This window comes from Dechloromonas aromatica RCB (assembly GCF_000012425.1).
Genome location: NC_007298.1, coordinates 3,435,115 through 3,456,187, shown reverse-complemented (window position 1 = coordinate 3,456,187; position 21,073 = coordinate 3,435,115). Strand labels below are relative to the sequence as shown.

5 protein-coding genes are annotated in these 21,073 nt (G+C 62.9%); all 5 read left to right on the top strand.

Features of this window, described 5'->3' with window-relative positions; all coding sequences use genetic code 11:
• The first annotated feature begins 4 nt into the window (after nucleotides 1-4).
• Entirely contained in the window at nucleotides 5-2,071 is a 2,067-nt protein-coding gene (locus DARO_RS16380) for a sodium-translocating pyrophosphatase (protein WP_011288929.1), read from the top strand.
• Nucleotides 2,072-2,176: 105 nt separating this feature from the next.
• On the top strand, nucleotides 2,177-4,354 hold the full coding sequence (locus DARO_RS16375) for a type I secretion system permease/ATPase (protein ID WP_011288928.1): 2,178 nt from the start codon (nucleotides 2,177-2,179) through the stop codon (nucleotides 4,352-4,354).
• On the top strand, nucleotides 4,351-5,766 hold the full coding sequence (locus tag DARO_RS16370) for an HlyD family type I secretion periplasmic adaptor subunit (RefSeq protein WP_011288927.1): 1,416 nt from the start codon (nucleotides 4,351-4,353) through the stop codon (nucleotides 5,764-5,766). Before DARO_RS16375 ends, DARO_RS16370 begins: the two co-directional genes overlap by 4 nt.
• Nucleotides 5,766-6,383, top strand: coding sequence for a response regulator transcription factor (locus DARO_RS16365; protein ID WP_011288926.1), 618 nt, complete (start codon nucleotides 5,766-5,768; stop codon nucleotides 6,381-6,383). Before DARO_RS16370 ends, DARO_RS16365 begins: the two co-directional genes overlap by 1 nt.
• A 116-nt stretch (nucleotides 6,384-6,499) precedes the next feature.
• The gene (locus tag DARO_RS22925; RefSeq protein ID WP_011288925.1) at nucleotides 6,500-21,064 is read left to right on the top strand and encodes a VCBS domain-containing protein; all 14,565 of its coding nucleotides are present in this window, start codon (nucleotides 6,500-6,502) and stop codon (nucleotides 21,062-21,064) included.
• Nucleotides 21,065-21,073: the final 9 nt, after the last annotated feature.

Genomic DNA, 21,073 nt, shown 5'->3' with positions numbered 1-21,073 from the left:
AGTAATGAGTACAGCGTTGTTGCTGGCGCTTGGTTGCGCCGTGTTGGCAGTCCTGTATGGCTGGATTTCCAGTCGTCAGATCCTCGCGTTGCCCGCTGGCAACGAGCGTATGCAGGAGATCGCCAAAGCCATCCAGCAGGGGGCGGAAGCGTATCTCAGCCGCCAGTACAAGACCATCGCGATGGTCGGCGTCATTCTCTTCCTGGTGATCGGGCTCATTCCCAAGCTCGGTTGGCTGACGGCTTTCGGCTTCCTGATTGGTGCCGTGCTGTCCGGCGCGGCAGGCTTCATCGGCATGAATGTCTCCGTGCGCGCCAATGTCCGGACGGCTGAAGCTGCCCGCAGTGGCATCGCTGCGGCGCTGGATGTGGCTTTCAAGGGGGGCGCCATTACCGGTATGCTGGTGGTTGGCCTTGGCCTGCTCGGCGTGGCCGGCTACTTTGCTTTCCTGAAGTCGACCGCTGCGCCGGGGGCTGACCTGCACCACATCATCGAGCCGCTGGTTGGTCTGGCCTTTGGTTCCTCGCTGATCTCCATTTTTGCCCGACTCGGTGGCGGTATCTTCACCAAGGGCGCCGACGTCGGTGCCGACCTGGTCGGTAAGGTCGAAGCCGGCATTCCTGAGGACGACCCGCGCAATCCGGCCGTTATCGCCGATAACGTCGGCGACAACGTCGGTGACTGCGCCGGTATGGCGGCCGACCTGTTCGAAACCTATGCAGTGACCGTGGTTGCCACGATGGTGCTGGCCGCGCTGACCATCAAGTCTGTCCCTGGTCTGGGTGAAAACCTGGTGCTCTATCCGCTGGCCTTGGGCGGCGTCTCAATCATCGCTTCCATCGTCGGCTGCTATTTCGTCAAGGCGACCGAAGGCGGCAAGATCATGGCGGCCCTCTATCGCGGCTTGATTGTTGCCGGGGTGCTGGCGCTGGCAGCCTATTACCCGATTACCTCATGGTTGATCGGGGCTGGTGCCACGCTGCCCGATGGCACTACGATCAATACCATGACGATGTTCGGCTGCTCGGTCGTCGGTCTGGTGCTGACCGCTGCGTTGGTCTGGATTACCGAGTACTACACCGGCACCGACTACGCACCTGTGAAGCATGTGGCTTCGTCCTGCCAGACTGGTCACGCGACCAACATCATCGCCGGTATCGGCGTCTCGATGAAGGCTTGTGCCTGGCCGGTACTCTCTGTCTGCGCCGCAATCTATGCGGCCTTCGCGATGGGTGGTCTGTTCGGTATCGCCATTGCCGCAACGTCCATGCTGTCGATGGCGGGTATCGTCGTGGCGCTTGATGCCTACGGTCCGATCACCGACAACGCCGGTGGTATCGCCGAAATGGCCGAATTGCCGAAGGAAGTGCGCAACGTGACCGATCCGCTCGATGCAGTTGGCAACACGACCAAGGCCGTGACCAAGGGCTATGCCATCGGTTCCGCCGGTCTGGCTGCGCTGGTGCTGTTCGCCGATTACACGCACGGTCTGGAGGCTGCATCCGGCAAGGTCTTCACCTTCGATCTGTCGAACCATCTGGTGATCATCGGCCTCTTCATTGGTGGCCTGATTCCTTACCTGTTCGGTGCGATGGCGATGGAGGCAGTGGGTCGTTCGGCCAGCGCCGTGGTCATGGAAGTGCGCCGCCAGTTCAAGGAAATCCCCGGCATCATGGAAGGGACGGCCAAGCCGGACTATTCCCGTGCCGTCGATATGCTGACCGTTGCGGCCATCAAGGAAATGATGATTCCGTCCATCCTGCCGGTGGCCGTGCCGATCGTTGTTGGTCTCGTGCTTGGACCTCAGGCGCTGGGTGGTCTGCTGGTTGGTACTATCGTCACCGGTTTGTTCGTCGCCATTTCGATGACCACCGGCGGTGGTGCGTGGGATAACGCCAAGAAGTACATCGAGGACGGTCATTTTGGTGGCAAGGGATCGGAAGCCCACAAGGCAGCCGTGACCGGGGATACCGTCGGCGATCCGTATAAGGATACGGCTGGTCCGGCCGTTAATCCGCTGATCAAGATCATCAATCTGGTGGCCCTGCTGATCGTTCCGCTGATCGCTTGATCGGCCGGGCGCTTTCCTGAAAAAGGCGGTCTCGGCCGCCTTTTTACATTTCTTTGAACTGCAATTATCAAGCCAAGCTAGAATCGCCAAAAATCAGGGAGTGGCATGAGCGAAGTTTCGAGTGGGTCTGTGGGCGTCGGTGTCTCCGGGGTGCGGGAAGATATCCTGCATCATGACCCTCTGTTGGATTGCCTGGTCGAACTGACGCGCATTCACGGGCGGCCGAGTACCCGGGCGGCGCTGATTTCGGGATTGCCCCTGGAGAAAGGCGTCTTGTCGCCTTCTCTCTTTGCGCGTTCGGCCAGTCGTGCCGGGCTTTCGGCAAAGGTTGTCCGGCGCTCGCTGGATCGTATTGATGACGCGCTTCTGCCGGCGGTTTTGCTGCTGAAAAACGAGGAGGCCTGCGTTCTTCTCGGGTGGGATGCTTCCGGGCAGATGGCCCGCTTGCTGTTTCCCGAGACGGGCCAAGGGACGGTCCTGTTGTCGCGAGAGATGTTGGCCGACCGCTATCTGGGCATCGCCATATTTGCCCGGCCGCATTTCAGATTTGACAGTCGTACGCCTCAGGTCGGCGACGTCAAACTTCGTCACTGGTTCTGGGGTGCGCTGGCCGATCAGTGGCCAGTCTATCGTGATGTTCTCGGCGCAGCCATGCTGATCAATCTGGTGGCCCTGGCCATGCCGCTCTTCACGATGAATGTGTATGACCGGGTGGTTCCCAATCGGGCATTTGAAACGCTCTGGGTGCTGTCGCTCGGAATCATGCTGGTCATCGGGATCGATATGGTCCTGCGCTCCTTGCGCGGCTATTTCATCGACCTGGCCAGCGCACGGATCGATATGCAGCTTTCCGCCAAGATCATGGAGCGCGTGCTTGGTGTCCGGATGGAGGCCAGGCCGGCTGCCGTCGGTGCCTTTTCATCCAATTTGCGTTCTTTCGAGTCGGTACGGGATTTCATTACCTCGGCTTCGGTTACCGCCTTCATCGATCTGCCTTTCGCCTTGTTGTTCGTGCTGGTGATTGCGATCATTGCTTGGCAGTTGATCATTCCCGTATTGCTGGCCATCGTGTTCGTGGTTATCTACGCCTACGTGCTGCAGCACAAGATGCATGCCTTGTCGGAGACGACTTACCGGGCGTCCGCCCAGCGGAACGCCACGCTGATCGAAAGTCTGACGGCGCTGGAAACGATCAAGACCCAAGGCGCCGAAGGTGTGATGCAGGCGAAGTGGGAAAAGACGGTGGCCTTCGTGGCCAGGGTCAATAACCAGATGCGTTTCCTTTCGGCGGCCGCCACCAATGGCGCCATGGAGATTCAACAAATTGTTAACGTCGTTGTCGTCATTGCCGGCGTCTATCTGATTGGTGATGGCAAGCTGAGCATGGGCGGCCTGATTGCCTGCACGATGCTCACTTCGCGGGCCGTGGCGCCACTGGGGCAGATGGTTGGCTTGCTGATGCAGTATCACAATGCCAAAGTGGCGCTGACCTCGCTTGAGCAGATCATGAAAAACCCGGTCGAAAGGCCGGCCGACGCCAACTTTGTTCATCGCCCGGAGCTGAAGGGGGAAATCGAGTTTCGCGATGTCGAGTTCAGCTATCCTAATTCCCAGATTGCCGCGTTGCGAGGCCTCAGTTGCCGGATCAACGCCGGCGACAAGGTGGTCGTCATCGGTCGTGTCGGGTCTGGCAAGACGACCTTGCAGAAGCTGCTGCTGGGCTTGTATCAGCCGACCGCTGGGGCGGTCAGTATCGATGGCGTCGACCTTCGCCAACTGGACCCGGCTGACCTGCGGCGCAACATCGGCTACGTTGCCCAGGATTTGACGTTGTTCTATGGCACCTTGCGCGAAAACATTGCCATCGGGGCGCCCTATGCCGACGACGCCGCCATCGTGGCCGCTGCCGAGGCCGGTGGCTTGACCGAATTCGTCAATCGTCATCCGGATGGTTTCGACATGATGATCGGCGAGCGGGGCGACTCGCTTTCCGGTGGTCAGCGGCAGGGTGTGGCGATTGCCCGGGCTTTCCTGATGGACCCGCCGATTTTGCTGCTCGACGAGCCGACCAGCGCGATGGATTTCTCCTCAGAGCAGCAGTTCAAGGAGCGACTCCGGCTGATGGCGGCTCACAAGACCGTCGTGATCGTTACCCATCGCAACAGCCTGCTCGATCTGGCGACGCGTGTGATGGTCGTTGATGATGGCCGCATCGTTGCCGATGGTCCGCGTGATCAGGTCATTCAGGCGCTGCAGAGTGGTCGTGTCGGGAGAGCATCATGAGTCGCCTTAAAACAGCGCTTCATGCCACCCATGCCTGGTTGGAAAGTGTGGCCCTGCGCGCGGCGCCGCATGTCGAAAAGGTTCTCGGGAGATTGCCGAACCGGGAAGAGGTCGAAGTGGTTGATTTCGCGACGGATGCCGATCTGGCGATGCTGCGTCAGGAGCCGTTGCGCGCACGCGTCCTTTTGCGCTCGATCAGCGTCGTATTCATCATGTTTGTGCTTTGGGCCGCCATTGCCCAGCTCGACGAGGTGACCCGGGGTGAAGGCCGGGTGATTCCGTCGCGCCAGATCCAGATTCTTCAGAGCATCGACGGCGGGCTGGTTTCAGAAATTCTGGTCAAGGAAGGCGAGGTCGTTCAGCCCAACCAGTTGCTGATCAAGATCGATGAAACGCGTTTCGTCTCCTCGGTGAAGGAAAATCAGGCTCAGTATCTGGGTTTGGTTGCCAAAGCGGCTCGCCTGCGGGCGATTTCTGAAGGCAAGCCGTTTGTGCCGCCGCCGGAAGTGCTCAAGGCTGATCCTTCGATCGTCCAGCAGGAACGTCAGTTTTACGAGGCGAGAAACGACGAGCTGAATGCCACGGTGTCCATAGCCCGCCAGCAACTCGCCCAGCGCCAGCAGGAACTCAACGAAGCCCAGGCCAAGAGATCGCAGGCTTCACAAGGCTATGACCTGACCTCCAGGGAACTGGCGGTGACCAAGCCCTTGATCAACTCCGGAGCCGTCTCCGAGGTCGAGTTGCTGCGTCTTGAGCGCGACGTTTCGCGCTACCGCGGTGAGCGTGACATGGCCTCGGCCCAGATTTCCAGGGTTCAGGCCTCGATTCATGAAGCCCAGCGCAAGATCGAGGAGGTCGAGCTGACCTTCCGCAACGATGCCAGCAAGGAACTTTCCGAAACAATGGCCAAGCTGAACAGCCTGGCAGAAGGCAGCGTCGCGCTGTCAGATCGGGTCAAGCAGTCGTCGATTCGTTCGCCGGTCAAGGGCACGGTCAAGCGCCTGCTGGTCAATACCGTCGGTGGCGTCGTTCAGCCGGGCAAGGACATGATCGAAATCGTTCCATTGGAAGACACGCTATTGCTGGAAGCCAGGGTGTTGCCGCGCGATATCGCCTTCCTGCGGCCCGGGCAGCCGGCCATGGTCAAGTTCACAGCCTACGATTTCTCCATTTATGGCGGGCTGGATGGAACGCTCGAACACATCGGCGCCGACAGCGTCATTGACGAAAAGGGCAATGCCTTCTATACCGTGCGGGTTCGGACCAACAAACCCGGTTTTGGCAATGCCAACCTGCCGATTATTCCTGGCATGGTGGCAGAGGTCGATATTCTGACGGGCAAGAAGAGTGTCCTGGCCTATCTGATCAAGCCAGTCCTCAGGGCCAAGAGCGTGGCTTTGACGGAACGCTGATGAATCATTACTTTGTTGATCGCGAAGCGGTGCCTTTGCCGAGCTGGCTGGCCGCTTTTCCTCAAGCCCGGACAATGCGCCGGGAAGACGTTTTTGGCTTTCCTGCTGGTGAGTCCGCAATTCTTTGGTATCGATGCCGGTCCAGTGAATCTGTGGCGTCGGTATTGCGCTTTCCTTGTCTTGAAACCGGGCAGCGTGTGGTTCTGTTGGCCGATGAACCCGACGAGTCGGTCGTTGAGGAGGCCTTGGCCCTGGGGGCGTCGGGCTGCTGCAATACCAATGCAGCGCCCGAAGTTCTGCGTCAGGTTGCGCTGGTTGTCGAGAACGGGGGCTTGTGGGTTGGCCAGTCCTTGTTGCTGCGTTTGGTCGGTGGGGCATCGCGGGCTCTGGCGACGAAATCCGAAAGGCCGCCGCGGGTGGACTGGGCGATGCTGCTCTCCGAGCGGGAGGTCCAGGTAGCGCGACTGGTTGCCGGTGGCGCCAGCAACCGCGAGGTTGCCGAGCAGCTTTCGATTACCGAGCGGACGGTCAAGGCCCATATGTCGGCCATCTTCGAGAAGCTCGGTCTGCGTGATCGGTTGCAACTCTCACTACATATCAATGGCGTGAATTTTTAACTCGCCAGCGTGGGTTTATTCACGCTTTTTTACAACAACTGTACTTTGGTTCAATAGCTTGCCGGTATTGATACATTTACACTTTTAGCATTGCTAATAGTGTCTGGAGTATCACCATGGCTCAAGCCCAAGTCGTCGCTAAAATTTCCGAACTGTCTGGCCAGGCGTTTGCGCGAGATAGTGCAGGAAACACGCGCCGTCTCAAGCTTGGCGACGTGATTCGCGAAGGCGAGAGCGTGGTGGCAGCTGATGGTGCCAAGGTCGTGCTGGTCTTGGCTGATGGCCGCGAGATGACCGTCCGTCCGGGCGAAACGGCCAGGATTGATGCTGAAGTAGCGGCAGCGGTCATGCCGGATGCCTCCGACAGTGCAGTCGTCAATGATCAAAACAGCTTTCAGAAAATCGCCAAGGCCCTGCAGTCGGGTAGCGATCTCGATGCCCTGCTCGAAGAAGATGCGCCGGCAGCGGGCTTGGCCGGCCAAGGCGGCAACGAAGGGCATACCTTTGTCGAACTCCTGCGTATTGTTGAAACAGTCGATCCGTTGGCGTATCAGTTTGGTACCAATCGTGGCAGTCCGACTGAGACCATCGAAGGTGCGCCAGTCACGGTGACCGTCGCTAGCGAGCCGGAGCAGGTGCTCTTTGCTCGCGATGATGCGAATGCGGTGAGCGAGCGCGTCGATAGCACCGCTGCCAGCACCATCAGTGGGAATGTCGTGGCTGCGGGTGCTGCAAGCGATGTTGCTGATTCTGGTTTGCCTGGTGCCGTGCTTACGGTGACCCAGATAGCTTTTGGTACAACGGTCGCAGCTCCGGGGACGGTGATTGCCCTGGCGCACGGTACGCTCACCATTGCTGCCGACGGCAGCTATACATACACCGTCAATAACGCTGATCCAGTCGTCAATGCCCTTAATGTCGGCAATCAACTGACTGAGCTGGTGACCTACACAATTACCGATGGCCAGGGGCATACCGCCCAGGCGACGCTGACGCTGACCATCAATGGTGTGAACGACAGCCCGACCGCTACTGTTGGCGCGGCGATAGCCTCTGCGGAAGATACTTCGATCGTTGTTCCGCTTTCCGGAACCGATCCAGATAGCCCGATCGCATTCGTGACGGTTACTACCTTGCCGACGGACGGTTCCCTGCTTAAGGCTGACGGTACGCCAGTCGTTGCCGGTGAGCAAATCGCCGTCGATCCCGCTACGCATCAGGCGCTACTGACTTTTGTGCCCAATGCGAATTTCAATGGAATGGTTTCCTTCCAGTTCACGGTGACCGACACCGGTGGCCTGAGTTCGGCGCCGGCAACCCAGCAAATCACCATCAACCCGATCAACGATGCCCCGATTGCTGTCGTTGCCCCGGTCTCGGGTGACGAAGACAGCACGATTGCGGTCCCGCTGAGCGGGACCGATGTCGATGGCAGCATTCAGTACGTCACCGTCACGGCCTTGCCGCCGGCGGCCCAAGGCATCCTGACCCTGGCCGACGGCACTACCGCCGTCGTTGCCGGCGACCACCTGAGCCCGGCCCAAGCCGCCGGCCTGCTCTTCAAGCCGGTCGCTGACTACAACGGCACGGTCGACATTGCCTTCACCGTCACCGACAACGCCAACGCCACCTCGGTCCCGGCCACCCAGCAAATCACGATCAATCCGGTCGCCGACATTGCGAACAACACCGTCAGCACCGACGAAGACACCGCGATCACCGTCAATGTGCTGGGCAACGACACCTTCGAAGGCAGCCCGAACGTCACCGGCGTTGGCCCGGCGGCCCACGGCAGCGTCGTGATCAATCCCGACAACACCGTCACCTACACCCCGTCGGCCAACTACAACGGCAGCGACAGCTTCACCTACACCGTCACCAGCCCGACCGGCATCACCGAAACGGCGACGGTCAATGTCACCATCAACCCGATCAACGATGCCCCGATTGCTGTCGTTGCCCCGGTCTCGGGTGACGAAGACAGCACGATTGCGGTCCCGCTGAGCGGGACCGATGTCGATGGCAGCCTCCAGTACGTCACCGTGACGGCCTTGCCGCCGGCGGCGCAAGGCATCCTGACCCTGGCCGACGGCACCACCCCGGTCGTTGCCGGCGACCACCTGAGCCCGGCCCAAGCCGCCGGCCTGCTCTTCAAGCCGGTCGCTGACTACAACGGCACGGTCGACATTGCCTTCACCGTCACCGACAACGCCAACGCCACCTCGGTCCCGGCCACCCAGCAAATCACGATCAATCCGGTCGCCGACATTGCGAACAACACCGTCAGCACCGACGAAGACACCGCGATCACCGTCAATGTGCTGGGCAACGACACCTTCGAAGGCAGCCCGAACGTCACCGGCGTTGGCCCGGCGGCCCACGGCAGCGTCGTGATCAATCCCGACAACACCGTCACCTACACCCCGTCGGCCAACTACAACGGCAGCGACAGCTTCACCTACACCGTCACCAGCCCGACCGGCATCACCGAAACGGCGACGGTCAATGTCACCATCAACCCGATCAACGATGCCCCGATTGCTGTCGTTGCCCCGGTCTCGGGTGACGAAGACAGCACGATTGCGGTCCCGCTGAGCGGGACCGATGTCGATGGCAGCCTCCAGTACGTCACCGTGACGGCCTTGCCGCCGGCGGCGCAAGGCATCCTGACCCTGGCCGACGGCACCACCCCGGTCGTTGCCGGCGACCACCTGAGCCCGGCCCAAGCCGCCGGCCTGCTCTTCAAGCCGGTCGCTGACTACAACGGCACGGTCGACATTGCCTTCACCGTCACCGACAACGCCAACGCCACCTCGGTCCCGGCCACCCAGCAAATCACGATCAATCCGGTCGCCGACATTGCGAACAACACCGTCAGCACCGACGAAGACACCGCGATCACCGTCAATGTGCTGGGCAACGACACCTTCGAAGGCAGCCCGAACGTCACCGGCGTTGGCCCGGCGGCCCACGGCAGCGTCGTGATCAATCCCGACAACACCGTCACCTACACCCCGTCGGCCAACTACAACGGCAGCGACAGCTTCACCTACACCGTCACCAGCCCGACCGGCATCACCGAAACGGCGACGGTCAATGTCACCATCAACCCGGTCAACCATATCCCGGTAATTGCTGGCAACAGCACCGGCACGGCGGTTGAAGCCGGCGGCGTGGCCAACGCCCTCGTTGGCAGCCCGAACGCCTCGGGCACGCTGACCATCACCGACGCGGACCAGAACCAATCCAGCTTCCAGACCCCGGCCAGCCTGTCGGGCACCTACGGCAACTTCAGCTTCGACGCCGCCACCGGCGCCTGGACCTACGCTTTGGACAACGCCAAGGCGGCGACCCAAGGGCTGACCGCCGGTCAAGTCGTGCACGACACCCTGACCGTGACCAGCCTGGACGGCACGGCCAGCCGAGCCCTCGACATCACCATCACCGGCGCCAATGACAACGCCGCGATCACCGGCACGGCGACCGGCAACCTGACCGAAGACACCAACGTCACGGCCGGCAACCTGACCGCCAGCGGCACGCTGACGGTGGCCGACGTCGACAGCGGCGAAGCCGTGTTCCAGACCCCGGCCAGCCTGGCCGGCACCTACGGCACCTTCACCTTCAATCCGACGACCGGTGCCTGGACCTACGCCGCCAACAACAGCCAGGCCGCGATCCAGTCGCTCGGTGCCGGGGATAGCCTGACCGACAGCCTGACCGTGGTCAGCCAGGACGGCACGGCCAGCCAGGCCATCACGGTGACCATCCACGGCACCAACGACGTACCGACCATCGGCAGCGGTGCCGGCAACAGCACCGGCACGGCGGTTGAAGCCGGCGGCGTGGCCAACGCCCTCGTTGGCAGCCCGAACGCCTCGGGCACGCTGACCATCACCGACGCGGACCAGAACCAATCCAGCTTCCAGACCCCGGCCAGCCTGTCGGGCACCTACGGCAACTTCAGCTTCGACGCCGCCACCGGCGCCTGGACCTACGCTTTGGACAACGCCAAGGCGGCGACCCAAGGGCTGACCGCCGGTCAAGTCGTGCACGACACCCTGACCGTGACCAGCCTGGACGGCACGGCCAGCCGAGCCCTCGACATCACCATCACCGGCGCCAATGACAACGCCGCGATCACCGGCACGGCGACCGGCAACCTGACCGAAGACACCAACGTCACGGCCGGCAACCTGACCGCCAGCGGCACGCTGACGGTGGCCGACGTCGACAGCGGCGAAGCCGTGTTCCAGACCCCGGCCAGCCTGGCCGGCACCTACGGCACCTTCACCTTCGACCCGACGACCGGTGCCTGGACCTACGCCGCCAACAACAGCCAGGCCGCGATCCAGTCGCTCGGTGCCGGGGATAGCCTGACCGACAGCCTGACCGTGGTCAGCCAGGACGGCACGGCCAGCCAGGCCATCACGGTGACCATCCACGGCACCAACGACGTACCGACCATCGGCAGCGGTGCCGGCAACAGCACCGGCACGGCGGTTGAAGCCGGCGGCGTGGCCAACGCCCTCGTTGGCAGCCCGAACGCCTCGGGCACGCTGAGCATCACCGACGCGGACCAGAACCAATCCAGCTTCCAGACCCCGGCCAGCCTGTCGGGCACCTACGGCAACTTCAGCTTCGACGCCGCCACCGGCGCCTGGACCTACGCTTTGGACAACGCCAAGGCGGCGACCCAAGGGCTGACCGCCGGTCAAGTCGTGCACGACACCCTGACCGTGACCAGCCTGGACGGCACGGCCAGCCGAGCCCTCGACATCACCATCACCGGCGCCAATGACAACGCCGCGATCACCGGCACGGCGACCGGCAACCTGACCGAAGACACCAACGTCACGGCCGGCAACCTGACCGCCAGCGGCACGCTGACGGTGGCCGACGTCGACAGCGGCGAAGCCGTGTTCCAGACCCCGGCCAGCCTGGCCGGCACCTACGGCACCTTCACCTTCAATCCGACGACCGGTGCCTGGACCTACGCCGCCAACAACAGCCAGGCCGCGATCCAGTCGCTCGGTGCCGGGGATAGCCTGACCGACAGCCTGACCGTGGTCAGCCAGGACGGCACGGCCAGCCAGGCCATCACGGTGACCATCCACGGCACCAACGACGTACCGACCATCGGCAGCGGTGCCGGCAACAGCACCGGCACGGCGGTTGAAGCCGGCGGCGTGGCCAACGCCCTCGTTGGCAGCCCGAACGCCTCGGGCACGCTGAGCATCACCGACGCGGACCAGAACCAATCCAGCTTCCAGACCCCGGCCAGCCTGTCGGGCACCTACGGCAACTTCAGCTTCGACGCCGCCACCGGCGCCTGGACCTACGCTTTGGACAACGCCAAGGCGGCGACCCAAGGGCTGACCGCCGGTCAAGTCGTGCACGACACCCTGACCGTGACCAGCCTGGACGGCACGGCCAGCCGAGCCCTCGACATCACCATCACCGGCGCCAATGACAACGCCGCGATCACCGGCACGGCGACCGGCAACCTGACCGAAGACACCAACGTCACGGCCGGCAACCTGACCGCCAGCGGCACGCTGACGGTGGCCGACGTCGACAGCGGCGAAGCCGTGTTCCAGACCCCGGCCAGCCTGGCCGGCACCTACGGCACCTTCACCTTCAATCCGACGACCGGTGCCTGGACCTACGCCGCCAACAACAGCCAGGCCGCGATCCAGTCGCTCGGTGCCGGGGATAGCCTGACCGACAGCCTGACCGTGGTCAGCCAGGACGGCACGGCCAGCCAGGCCATCACGGTGACCATCCACGGCACCAACGACGTACCGACCATCGGCAGCGGTGCCGGCAACAGCACCGGCACGGCGGTTGAAGCCGGCGGCGTGGCCAACGCCCTCGTTGGCAGCCCGAACGCCTCGGGCACGCTGAGCATCACCGACGCGGACCAGAACCAATCCAGCTTCCAGACCCCGGCCAGCCTGTCGGGCACCTACGGCAACTTCAGCTTCGACGCCGCCACCGGCGCCTGGACCTACGCTTTGGACAACGCCAAGGCGGCGACCCAAGGGCTGACCGCCGGTCAAGTCGTGCACGACACCCTGACCGTGACCAGCCTGGACGGCACGGCCAGCCGAGCCCTCGACATCACCATCACCGGCGCCAATGACAACGCCGCGATCACCGGCACGGCGACCGGCAACCTGACCGAAGACACCAACGTCACGGCCGGCAACCTGACCGCCAGCGGCACGCTGACGGTGGCCGACGTCGACAGCGGCGAAGCCGTGTTCCAGACCCCGGCCAGCCTGGCCGGCACCTACGGCACCTTCACCTTCAATCCGACGACCGGTGCCTGGACCTACGCCGCCAACAACAGCCAGGCCGCGATCCAGTCGCTCGGTGCCGGGCAGAGCCTGACCGACAGCCTGACCGTGGTCAGCCAGGACGGCACGGCCAGCCAGGCCATCACGGTGACCATCCACGGCACCAACGACGTACCGACCATCGGCAGCGGTGCCGGCAACAGCACCGGCACGGCGGTTGAAGCCGGCGGCGTGGCCAACGCCCTCGTTGGCAGCCCGAACGCCTCGGGCACGCTGAGCATCACCGACGCGGACCAGAACCAATCCAGCTTCCAGACCCCGGCCAGCCTGTCGGGCACCTACGGCAACTTCAGCTTCGACGCCGCCACCGGCGCCTGGACCTACGCTTTGGACAACGCCAAGGCGGCGACCCAAGGGCTGACCGCCGGTCAAGTCGTGCACGACACCCTGACCGTGACCAGCCTGGACGGCACGGCCAGCCGAGCCCTCGACATCACCATCACCGGCGCCAATGACAACGCCGCGATCACCGGCACGGCGACCGGCAACCTGACCGAAGACACCAACGTCACGGCCGGCAACCTGACCGCCAGCGGCACGCTGACGGTGGCCGACGTCGACAGCGGCGAAGCCGTGTTCCAGACCCCGGCCAGCCTGGCCGGCACCTACGGCACCTTCACCTTCGACCCGACGACCGGTGCCTGGACCTACGCCGCCAACAACAGCCAGGCCGCGATCCAGTCGCTCGGTGCCGGGGATAGCCTGACCGACAGCCTGACCGTGGTCAGCCAGGACGGCACGGCCAGCCAGGCCATCACGGTGACCATCCACGGCACCAACGACGTACCGACCATCGGCAGCGGTGCCGGCAACAGCACCGGCACGGCGGTTGAAGCCGGCGGCGTGGCCAACGCCCTCGTTGGCAGCCCGAACGCCTCGGGCACGCTGAGCATCACCGACGCGGACCAGAACCAATCCAGCTTCCAGACCCCGGCCAGCCTGTCGGGCACCTACGGCAACTTCAGCTTCGACGCCGCCACCGGCGCCTGGACCTACGCTTTGGACAACGCCAAGGCGGCGACCCAAGGGCTGACCGCCGGTCAAGTCGTGCACGACACCCTGACCGTGACCAGCCTGGACGGCACGGCCAGCCGAGCCCTCGACATCACCATCACCGGCGCCAATGACAACGCCGCGATCACCGGCACGGCGACCGGCAACCTGACCGAAGACACCAACGTCACGGCCGGCAACCTGACCGCCAGCGGCACGCTGACGGTGGCCGACGTCGACAGCGGCGAAGCCGTGTTCCAGACCCCGGCCAGCCTGGCCGGCACCTACGGCACCTTCACCTTCAATCCGACGACCGGTGCCTGGACCTACGCCGCCAACAACAGCCAGGCCGCGATCCAGTCGCTCGGTGCCGGGGATAGCCTGACCGACAGCCTGACCGTGGTCAGCCAGGACGGCACGGCCAGCCAGGCCATCACGGTGACCATCCACGGCACCAACGACGTACCGACCATCGGCAGCGGTGCCGGCAACAGCACCGGCACGGCGGTTGAAGCCGGCGGCGTGGCCAACGCCCTCGTTGGCAGCCCGAACGCCTCGGGCACGCTGACCATCACCGACGCGGACCAGAACCAATCCAGCTTCCAGACCCCGGCCAGCCTGTCGGGCACCTACGGCAACTTCAGCTTCGACGCCGCCACCGGCGCCTGGACCTACGCTTTGGACAACGCCAAGGCGGCGACCCAAGGGCTGACCGCCGGTCAAGTCGTGCACGACACCCTGACCGTGACCAGCCTGGACGGCACGGCCAGCCGAGCCCTCGACATCACCATCACCGGCGCCAATGACAACGCCGCGATCACCGGCACGGCGACCGGCAACCTGACCGAAGACACCAACGTCACGGCCGGCAACCTGACCGCCAGCGGCACGCTGACGGTGGCCGACGTCGACAGCGGCGAAGCCGTGTTCCAGACCCCGGCCAGCCTGGCCGGCACCTACGGCACCTTCACCTTCAATCCGACGACCGGTGCCTGGACCTACGCCGCCAACAACAGCCAGGCCGCGATCCAGTCGCTCGGTGCCGGGGATAGCCTGACCGACAGCCTGACCGTGGTCAGCCAGGACGGCACGGCCAGCCAGGCCATCACGGTGACCATCCACGGCACCAACGACGTACCGACCATCGGCAGCGGTGCCGGCAACAGCACCGGCACGGCGGTTGAAGCCGGCGGCGTGGCCAACGCCCTCGTTGGCAGCCCGAACGCCTCGGGCACGCTGAGCATCACCGACGCGGACCAGAACCAATCCAGCTTCCAGACCCCGGCCAGCCTGTCGGGCACCTACGGCAACTTCAGCTTCGACGCCGCCACCGGCGCCTGGACCTACGCTTTGGACAACGCCAAGGCGGCGACCCAAGGGCTGACCGCCGGTCAAGTCGTGCACGACACCCTGACCGTGACCAGCCTGGACGGCACGGCCAGCCGAGCCCTCGACATCACCATCACCGGCGCCAATGACAACGCCGCGATCACCGGCACGGCGACCGGCAACCTGACCGAAGACACCAACGTCACGGCCGGCAACCTGACCGCCAGCGGCACGCTGACGGTGGCCGACGTCGACAGCGGCGAAGCCGTGTTCCAGACCCCGGCCAGCCTGGCCGGCACCTACGGCACCTTCACCTTCGACCCGACGACCGGTGCCTGGACCTACGCCGCCAACAACAGCCAGGCCGCGATCCAGTCGCTCGGTGCCGGGCAGAGCCTGACCGACAGCCTGACCGTGGTCAGCCAGGACGGCACGGCCAGCCAGGCCATCACGGTGACCATCCACGGCACCAACGACGTACCGACCATCGGCAGCGGTGCCGGCAACAGCACCGGCACGGCGGTTGAAGCCGGCGGCGTGGCCAACGCCCTCGTTGGCAGCCCGAACGCCTCGGGCACGCTGAGCATCACCGACGCGGACCAGAACCAATCCAGCTTCCAGACCCCGGCCAGCCTGTCGGGCACCTACGGCAACTTCAGCTTCGACGCCGCCACCGGCGCCTGGACCTACGCTTTGGACAACGCCAAGGCGGCGACCCAAGGGCTGACCGCCGGTCAAGTCGTGCACGACACCCTGACCGTGACCAGCCTGGACGGCACGGCCAGCCGAGCCCTCGACATCACCATCACCGGCGCCAATGACAACGCCGCGATCACCGGCACGGCGACCGGCAACCTGACCGAAGACACCAACGTCACGGCCGGCAACCTGACCGCCAGCGGCACGCTGACGGTGGCCGACGTCGACAGCGGCGAAGCCGTGTTCCAGACCCCGGCCAGCCTGGCCGGCACCTACGGCACCTTCACCTTCAATCCGACGACCGGTGCCTGGACCTACGCCGCCAACAACAGCCAGGCCGCGATCCAGTCGCTCGGTGCCGGGGATAGCCTGACCGACAGCCTGACCGTGGTCAGCCAGGACGGCACGGCCAGCCAGGCCATCACGGTGACCATCCACGGCACCAACGACGTACCGACCATCGGCAGCGGTGCCGGCAACAGCACCGGCACGGCGGTTGAAGCCGGCGGCGTGGCCAACGCCCTCGTTGGCAGCCCGAACGCCTCGGGCACGCTGAGCATCACCGACGCGGACCAGAACCAATCCAGCTTCCAGACCCCGGCCAGCCTGTCGGGCACCTACGGCAACTTCAGCTTCGACGCCGCCACCGGCGCCTGGACCTACGCTTTGGACAACGCCAAGGCGGCGACCCAAGGGCTGACCGCCGGTCAAGTCGTGCACGACACCCTGACCGTGACCAGCCTGGACGGCACGGCCAGCCGAGCCCTCGACATCACCATCACCGGCGCCAATGACAACGCCGCGATCACCGGCACGGCGACCGGCAACCTGACCGAAGACACCAACGTCACGGCCGGCAACCTGACCGCCAGCGGCACGCTGACGGTGGCCGACGTCGACAGCGGCGAAGCCGTGTTCCAGACCCCGGCCAGCCTGGCCGGCACCTACGGCACCTTCACCTTCAATCCGACGACCGGTGCCTGGACCTACGCCGCCAACAACAGCCAGGCCGCGATCCAGTCGCTCGGTGCCGGGCAGAGCCTGACCGACAGCCTGACCGTGGTCAGCCAGGACGGCACGGCCAGCCAGGCCATCACGGTGACCATCCACGGCACCAACGACGTACCGGTTGCCAATAATGCCAGCGCGACGGGGAATGAAGACACGCTGATTCCGATTACCCTGACGGGAACTGATATCGATGGAACGGTAGCCAGTTTCACGCTTTCCTCCCTGCCGGCTAATGGCCGCCTGTATCTGGATGCAGCCATGACGCAACTGGCTCCAACGGGAACGGCGCTTACGGCAAGCGGCAATGCGCTGACCTTGTACTTCAAGCCGAATGCCGACTGGAACAGCCATATCGTCAATACCACGGCCAGTTTGCCGACATTCAACTACACGGCGACCGACAACTCCGGTGGTGTGTCCAATGTGGCCACCGCAACGATTGACGTGCTGGCCGTCAATGATGGTGCCCCGGTTGCGGTGAATGATTCGTTCAATGCCTTGCTGGGTACTCCGATCATCATCAGCAAGGCTGCGTTGCTCGGCAATGACACGTTGCCTGACCACGCCACGATTGTGTCCGTTGGCTCTCCTTCCAGCGGGGCGCTGGTTGATAACGGTGACGGAACCTATACCTATACGCCGAGCGCGACCGGGACGGCAAGTTTTACCTATTTGTTGCGGGATGATGACTCCCAAACCAGTACCGGTACGGTCTCAATCAATACCTACAACAGCCGGGATGACCTGGCCACAGTTAATGAGTCGGCGTTGGCAACTGGTTCAGGTGGTGGCTCGACGGTAGCGACCGGTAACCTGATGACCAACGACGTGACCAATACCAGCATTACCAGCGTAACGTTCAATGGTGTGACCTACACGGCTTCCGGGGGAGTAATTACCGTTCCGGATACTGCTGCCGGGGCGCATGGCACCTTGGTGGTCACGGCTGCAACGGGAGCCTATACCTACACCCTGACCCATGCCGCCACCAATGGTGCCGCGAATTCGGCGACCGACACGTCGCTGGTCGATAGCTACAGCTATGCCGGCAATAGCGTCTCGGCCAACCTGAAGGTGACGATCGTCGATGACAAGCCGGTGGTGGTCAATCAGGTGGTGGAAGTACCGCAGAGCGTCCTGCCGAAATACACGATTGCCGTGGTGCTGGATATTTCCGGCAGTATGGCTGCAGCTGTCTCGGCCGATGGTCTGACAACGCGTCTGGACATGGCCAAGGCTGCCTTGGCCTCTCTGATCAGCGAGTACTACACCCAAGCCTCCGATGTCGTCGTCAAGTTCATCGATTTCAGTAGCGGTGCCACCCTGATTGGCTCTTATACGACGGAAGGGACTGCAATCTCCGCGCTGACTTCACCGACGATCGTGGCCGGGGGAGCTACCAACTATCAGGCGGCGCTCGATCTGGTCCGTAGCGCCAGTGGCCTCGGGACGACAGCGGATGCGTCGCGTCAGAACATCGTCTACTTCCTGTCGGATGGCGTGCCGACCACAGGGACGACGGCGACCGGCCTGAGCAATTTCCAGACTTACCTCGCGGCGAATCCGTCGGTCCAGTCCTATGCGGTGGGGATCGGGACCGGCATCGTTGATTTCACCAGCCTGAATGCCATTCACAATGTTGATGCGCTGGGCGATGGCGTCAAGGATCCGGCCATTGTTGTTCCGGATCTCAGCCAGCTTTCCAGCACGCTGTTGTCGACCGTGCCGAACGCCTTTGGCGGCAATATCATGGCCTCGGCCAACATGCGGGGTCTCGTGTTTGGTGCGGATGGCGGCTATATCAGTTCGATCAGTCTGATGCTGGATAGTGACGGAAATGGTACGGCCGACCAGAAGGTGACCTTCACCTACAATCACCTGACCGACACGATTACCCAGAATAGTACGTTCCTGACCGGCTTCCCGCTTTCCGGCCACCTGTTGTCGCTGAGCAGTACTTCCGGGTTCATCTACGGTGATTTGCGTTTCGACTTCTCCACCGGTGATTACAAGTACTATACCAAGGGGCTGGCTACGCTGGGAACGCAATTCGACATCGGCTTTACCGCCAGCGACAACGATCAGGATGTGGCCTCTGCGGTGCAGACAATCTCCATCATCGATGGCAAGCCGATTGCCCGTAACGACACTGATACACTCTTTGCCAAGGATACTTTCCTCGAAGGCAATGTCGTCACCGGACTCGGAACGGATGGCGGCGTTGGCGCAGCGCAGATCACCTCCTTCACGACGCAAGGGGGAGGGGTGGATACGATCGTCGATAACGCCAAGGTAACGGCGGTCGATTTCGATGGCTTACACATTGTGCTCGGTACCTGGGCCGGCGGCGTTTATACCGCAGCCAACAGCAGCGGCAGTGGTACTGGCTACTCCTATAACGTCGTCAATGGCACATTGACCTGGACGGCGACCAGTGGTGGACAGAAACTGGTCTTCGACGACAGTGGTTATTACAAATACACGCCACCGACGGCGGATATTCCGACCAATGTTCTGGGTGCGCCGGTCACGGTCAACATGACCAGTGCTGCAAATGTGACGACCGGCGGCCTGACCGTGACGGCCGAAAACTGGACAAGCACCACGGTTTCCCTGACCAGTGCAGCTAATGCGGCAACTGGTAACCATCTGACGGTTTCCGGTCTGACGGCAAGCGGGCTGGTCGCCGGTGCTCCGGTTTACAACGCCACTAACGGTGTCGGCGTTAACACTGGCGGCGAAACGGCGGCCAATCAGGCCAGCATCAATGGCAAAGAGACCTTGATTCTCGATTTCTCTGCGGCGACGCATCCGAACGGCGTTTCGAATATCAGCCTGACGATTGCCGGAGCCAGCAGCCTGGCAAATACTGCAGGTGGTACGCCATCGCTGACCTACACGCTGTACGATGCCAGCGGCAACCTTTTGGGCAGCCTGACCAGTGGTCTGGAAAATACGGTGACGATGTTGCCCTATTCCGGTGTGGCTTCGATTCATGTCACCGGTAGCGCTACGGCAACGGCCATGGTGCACGATGTCAGCTTCTACGATACGCCCTCCGCCTCGACCGTCACCTATAACGCCAATGGCGTTAATGTCACTGGCGGAACCTCGACTAATACCTACCTGGATCACCTGGAGGCGCTCACCATCAGCTTCAACCATGCGACCTATGCCAACGGTGTTCAGGATGTCAGCATCAACGTCAACGCTGGCCGGAGCAACCTCGCCAGCTCGGGTAGTGATTCGTATGCCTTGACCTATACGGTTTATGGCATTGATGGTCACCTGCTGGGGCAGTTCAGCAGCGTTACCGAAGGCACCGTCAATCTCAATACCGATAACGGTAACGGCGGCGTGCTGGCGACCGCGAGAACCTTCAGCAACATTGGCTCGGTGGTCGTGACGGCCAGTGATTCCTTTGCTGGCATTACCATTGCCGATATCACCGGGGTTACCTTCACGCCGGACCTGCTCAACAGTTCGGCTACTGCCGTTGCCCCGGAACATGTGACCTACACCCTGACCGACAGCAACGGTGACCAATCCAGCGCTGGCCTGACGCTCAACGTGATGGCCAACACCATCGTCGGCACGTCGGGTGACGACGGCAGTCTGGTCGGTACATCTGCCAACGACTATATGGATGGCTTGGCCGGCAACGATACCCTGAGCGGCGGCGCCGGGCATGACATCCTGCAGGGCGGCTTGGGCAACGACATCCTGAGCGGTGATAGCGGTGATGACGTGCTGGATGGCGGTGACGGCAGCGACACCTTGTCTGGCGGCACTGGTAACGACTACCTCAAGGGGAGTGCCGGCAATGACACCCTGGATGGTGGTGACGGCAACGACGTCTTGGTGGGCGGGGCTGGCAACGATATGTTGACCGGTGGCCTCGGGGCCGACACCTTCCGCTGGGAGCTGGGCGATGCCGGTGCGAAGGGTAATCCGGCAGTGGATACGGTGATGGATTTCGACATTGCTACAAATTCCAGCCTGATGACCCCGACGGCCGACATGCTCGACCTGAGAGATTTGCTGATCGGCGAAAACCACAGCACCGGCATCACCGGGAACCTGACCAATTTCCTGCATTTTGAATTGTCAGGTGGCGATACCAAGGTTCACGTCAGCACGACGGGTGCTTTTGCTGCCGGCTTCCAGAACTCGCTTGACGACCAAGTGATCGTCATGAAGGGGGTTGATCTGGTGACTGCGTTTAACGGCAACGATCAACAGATCATTCTGGATCTGCTGTCCAAGAACAAGCTGAATGTCGATTGATCGGTCAGT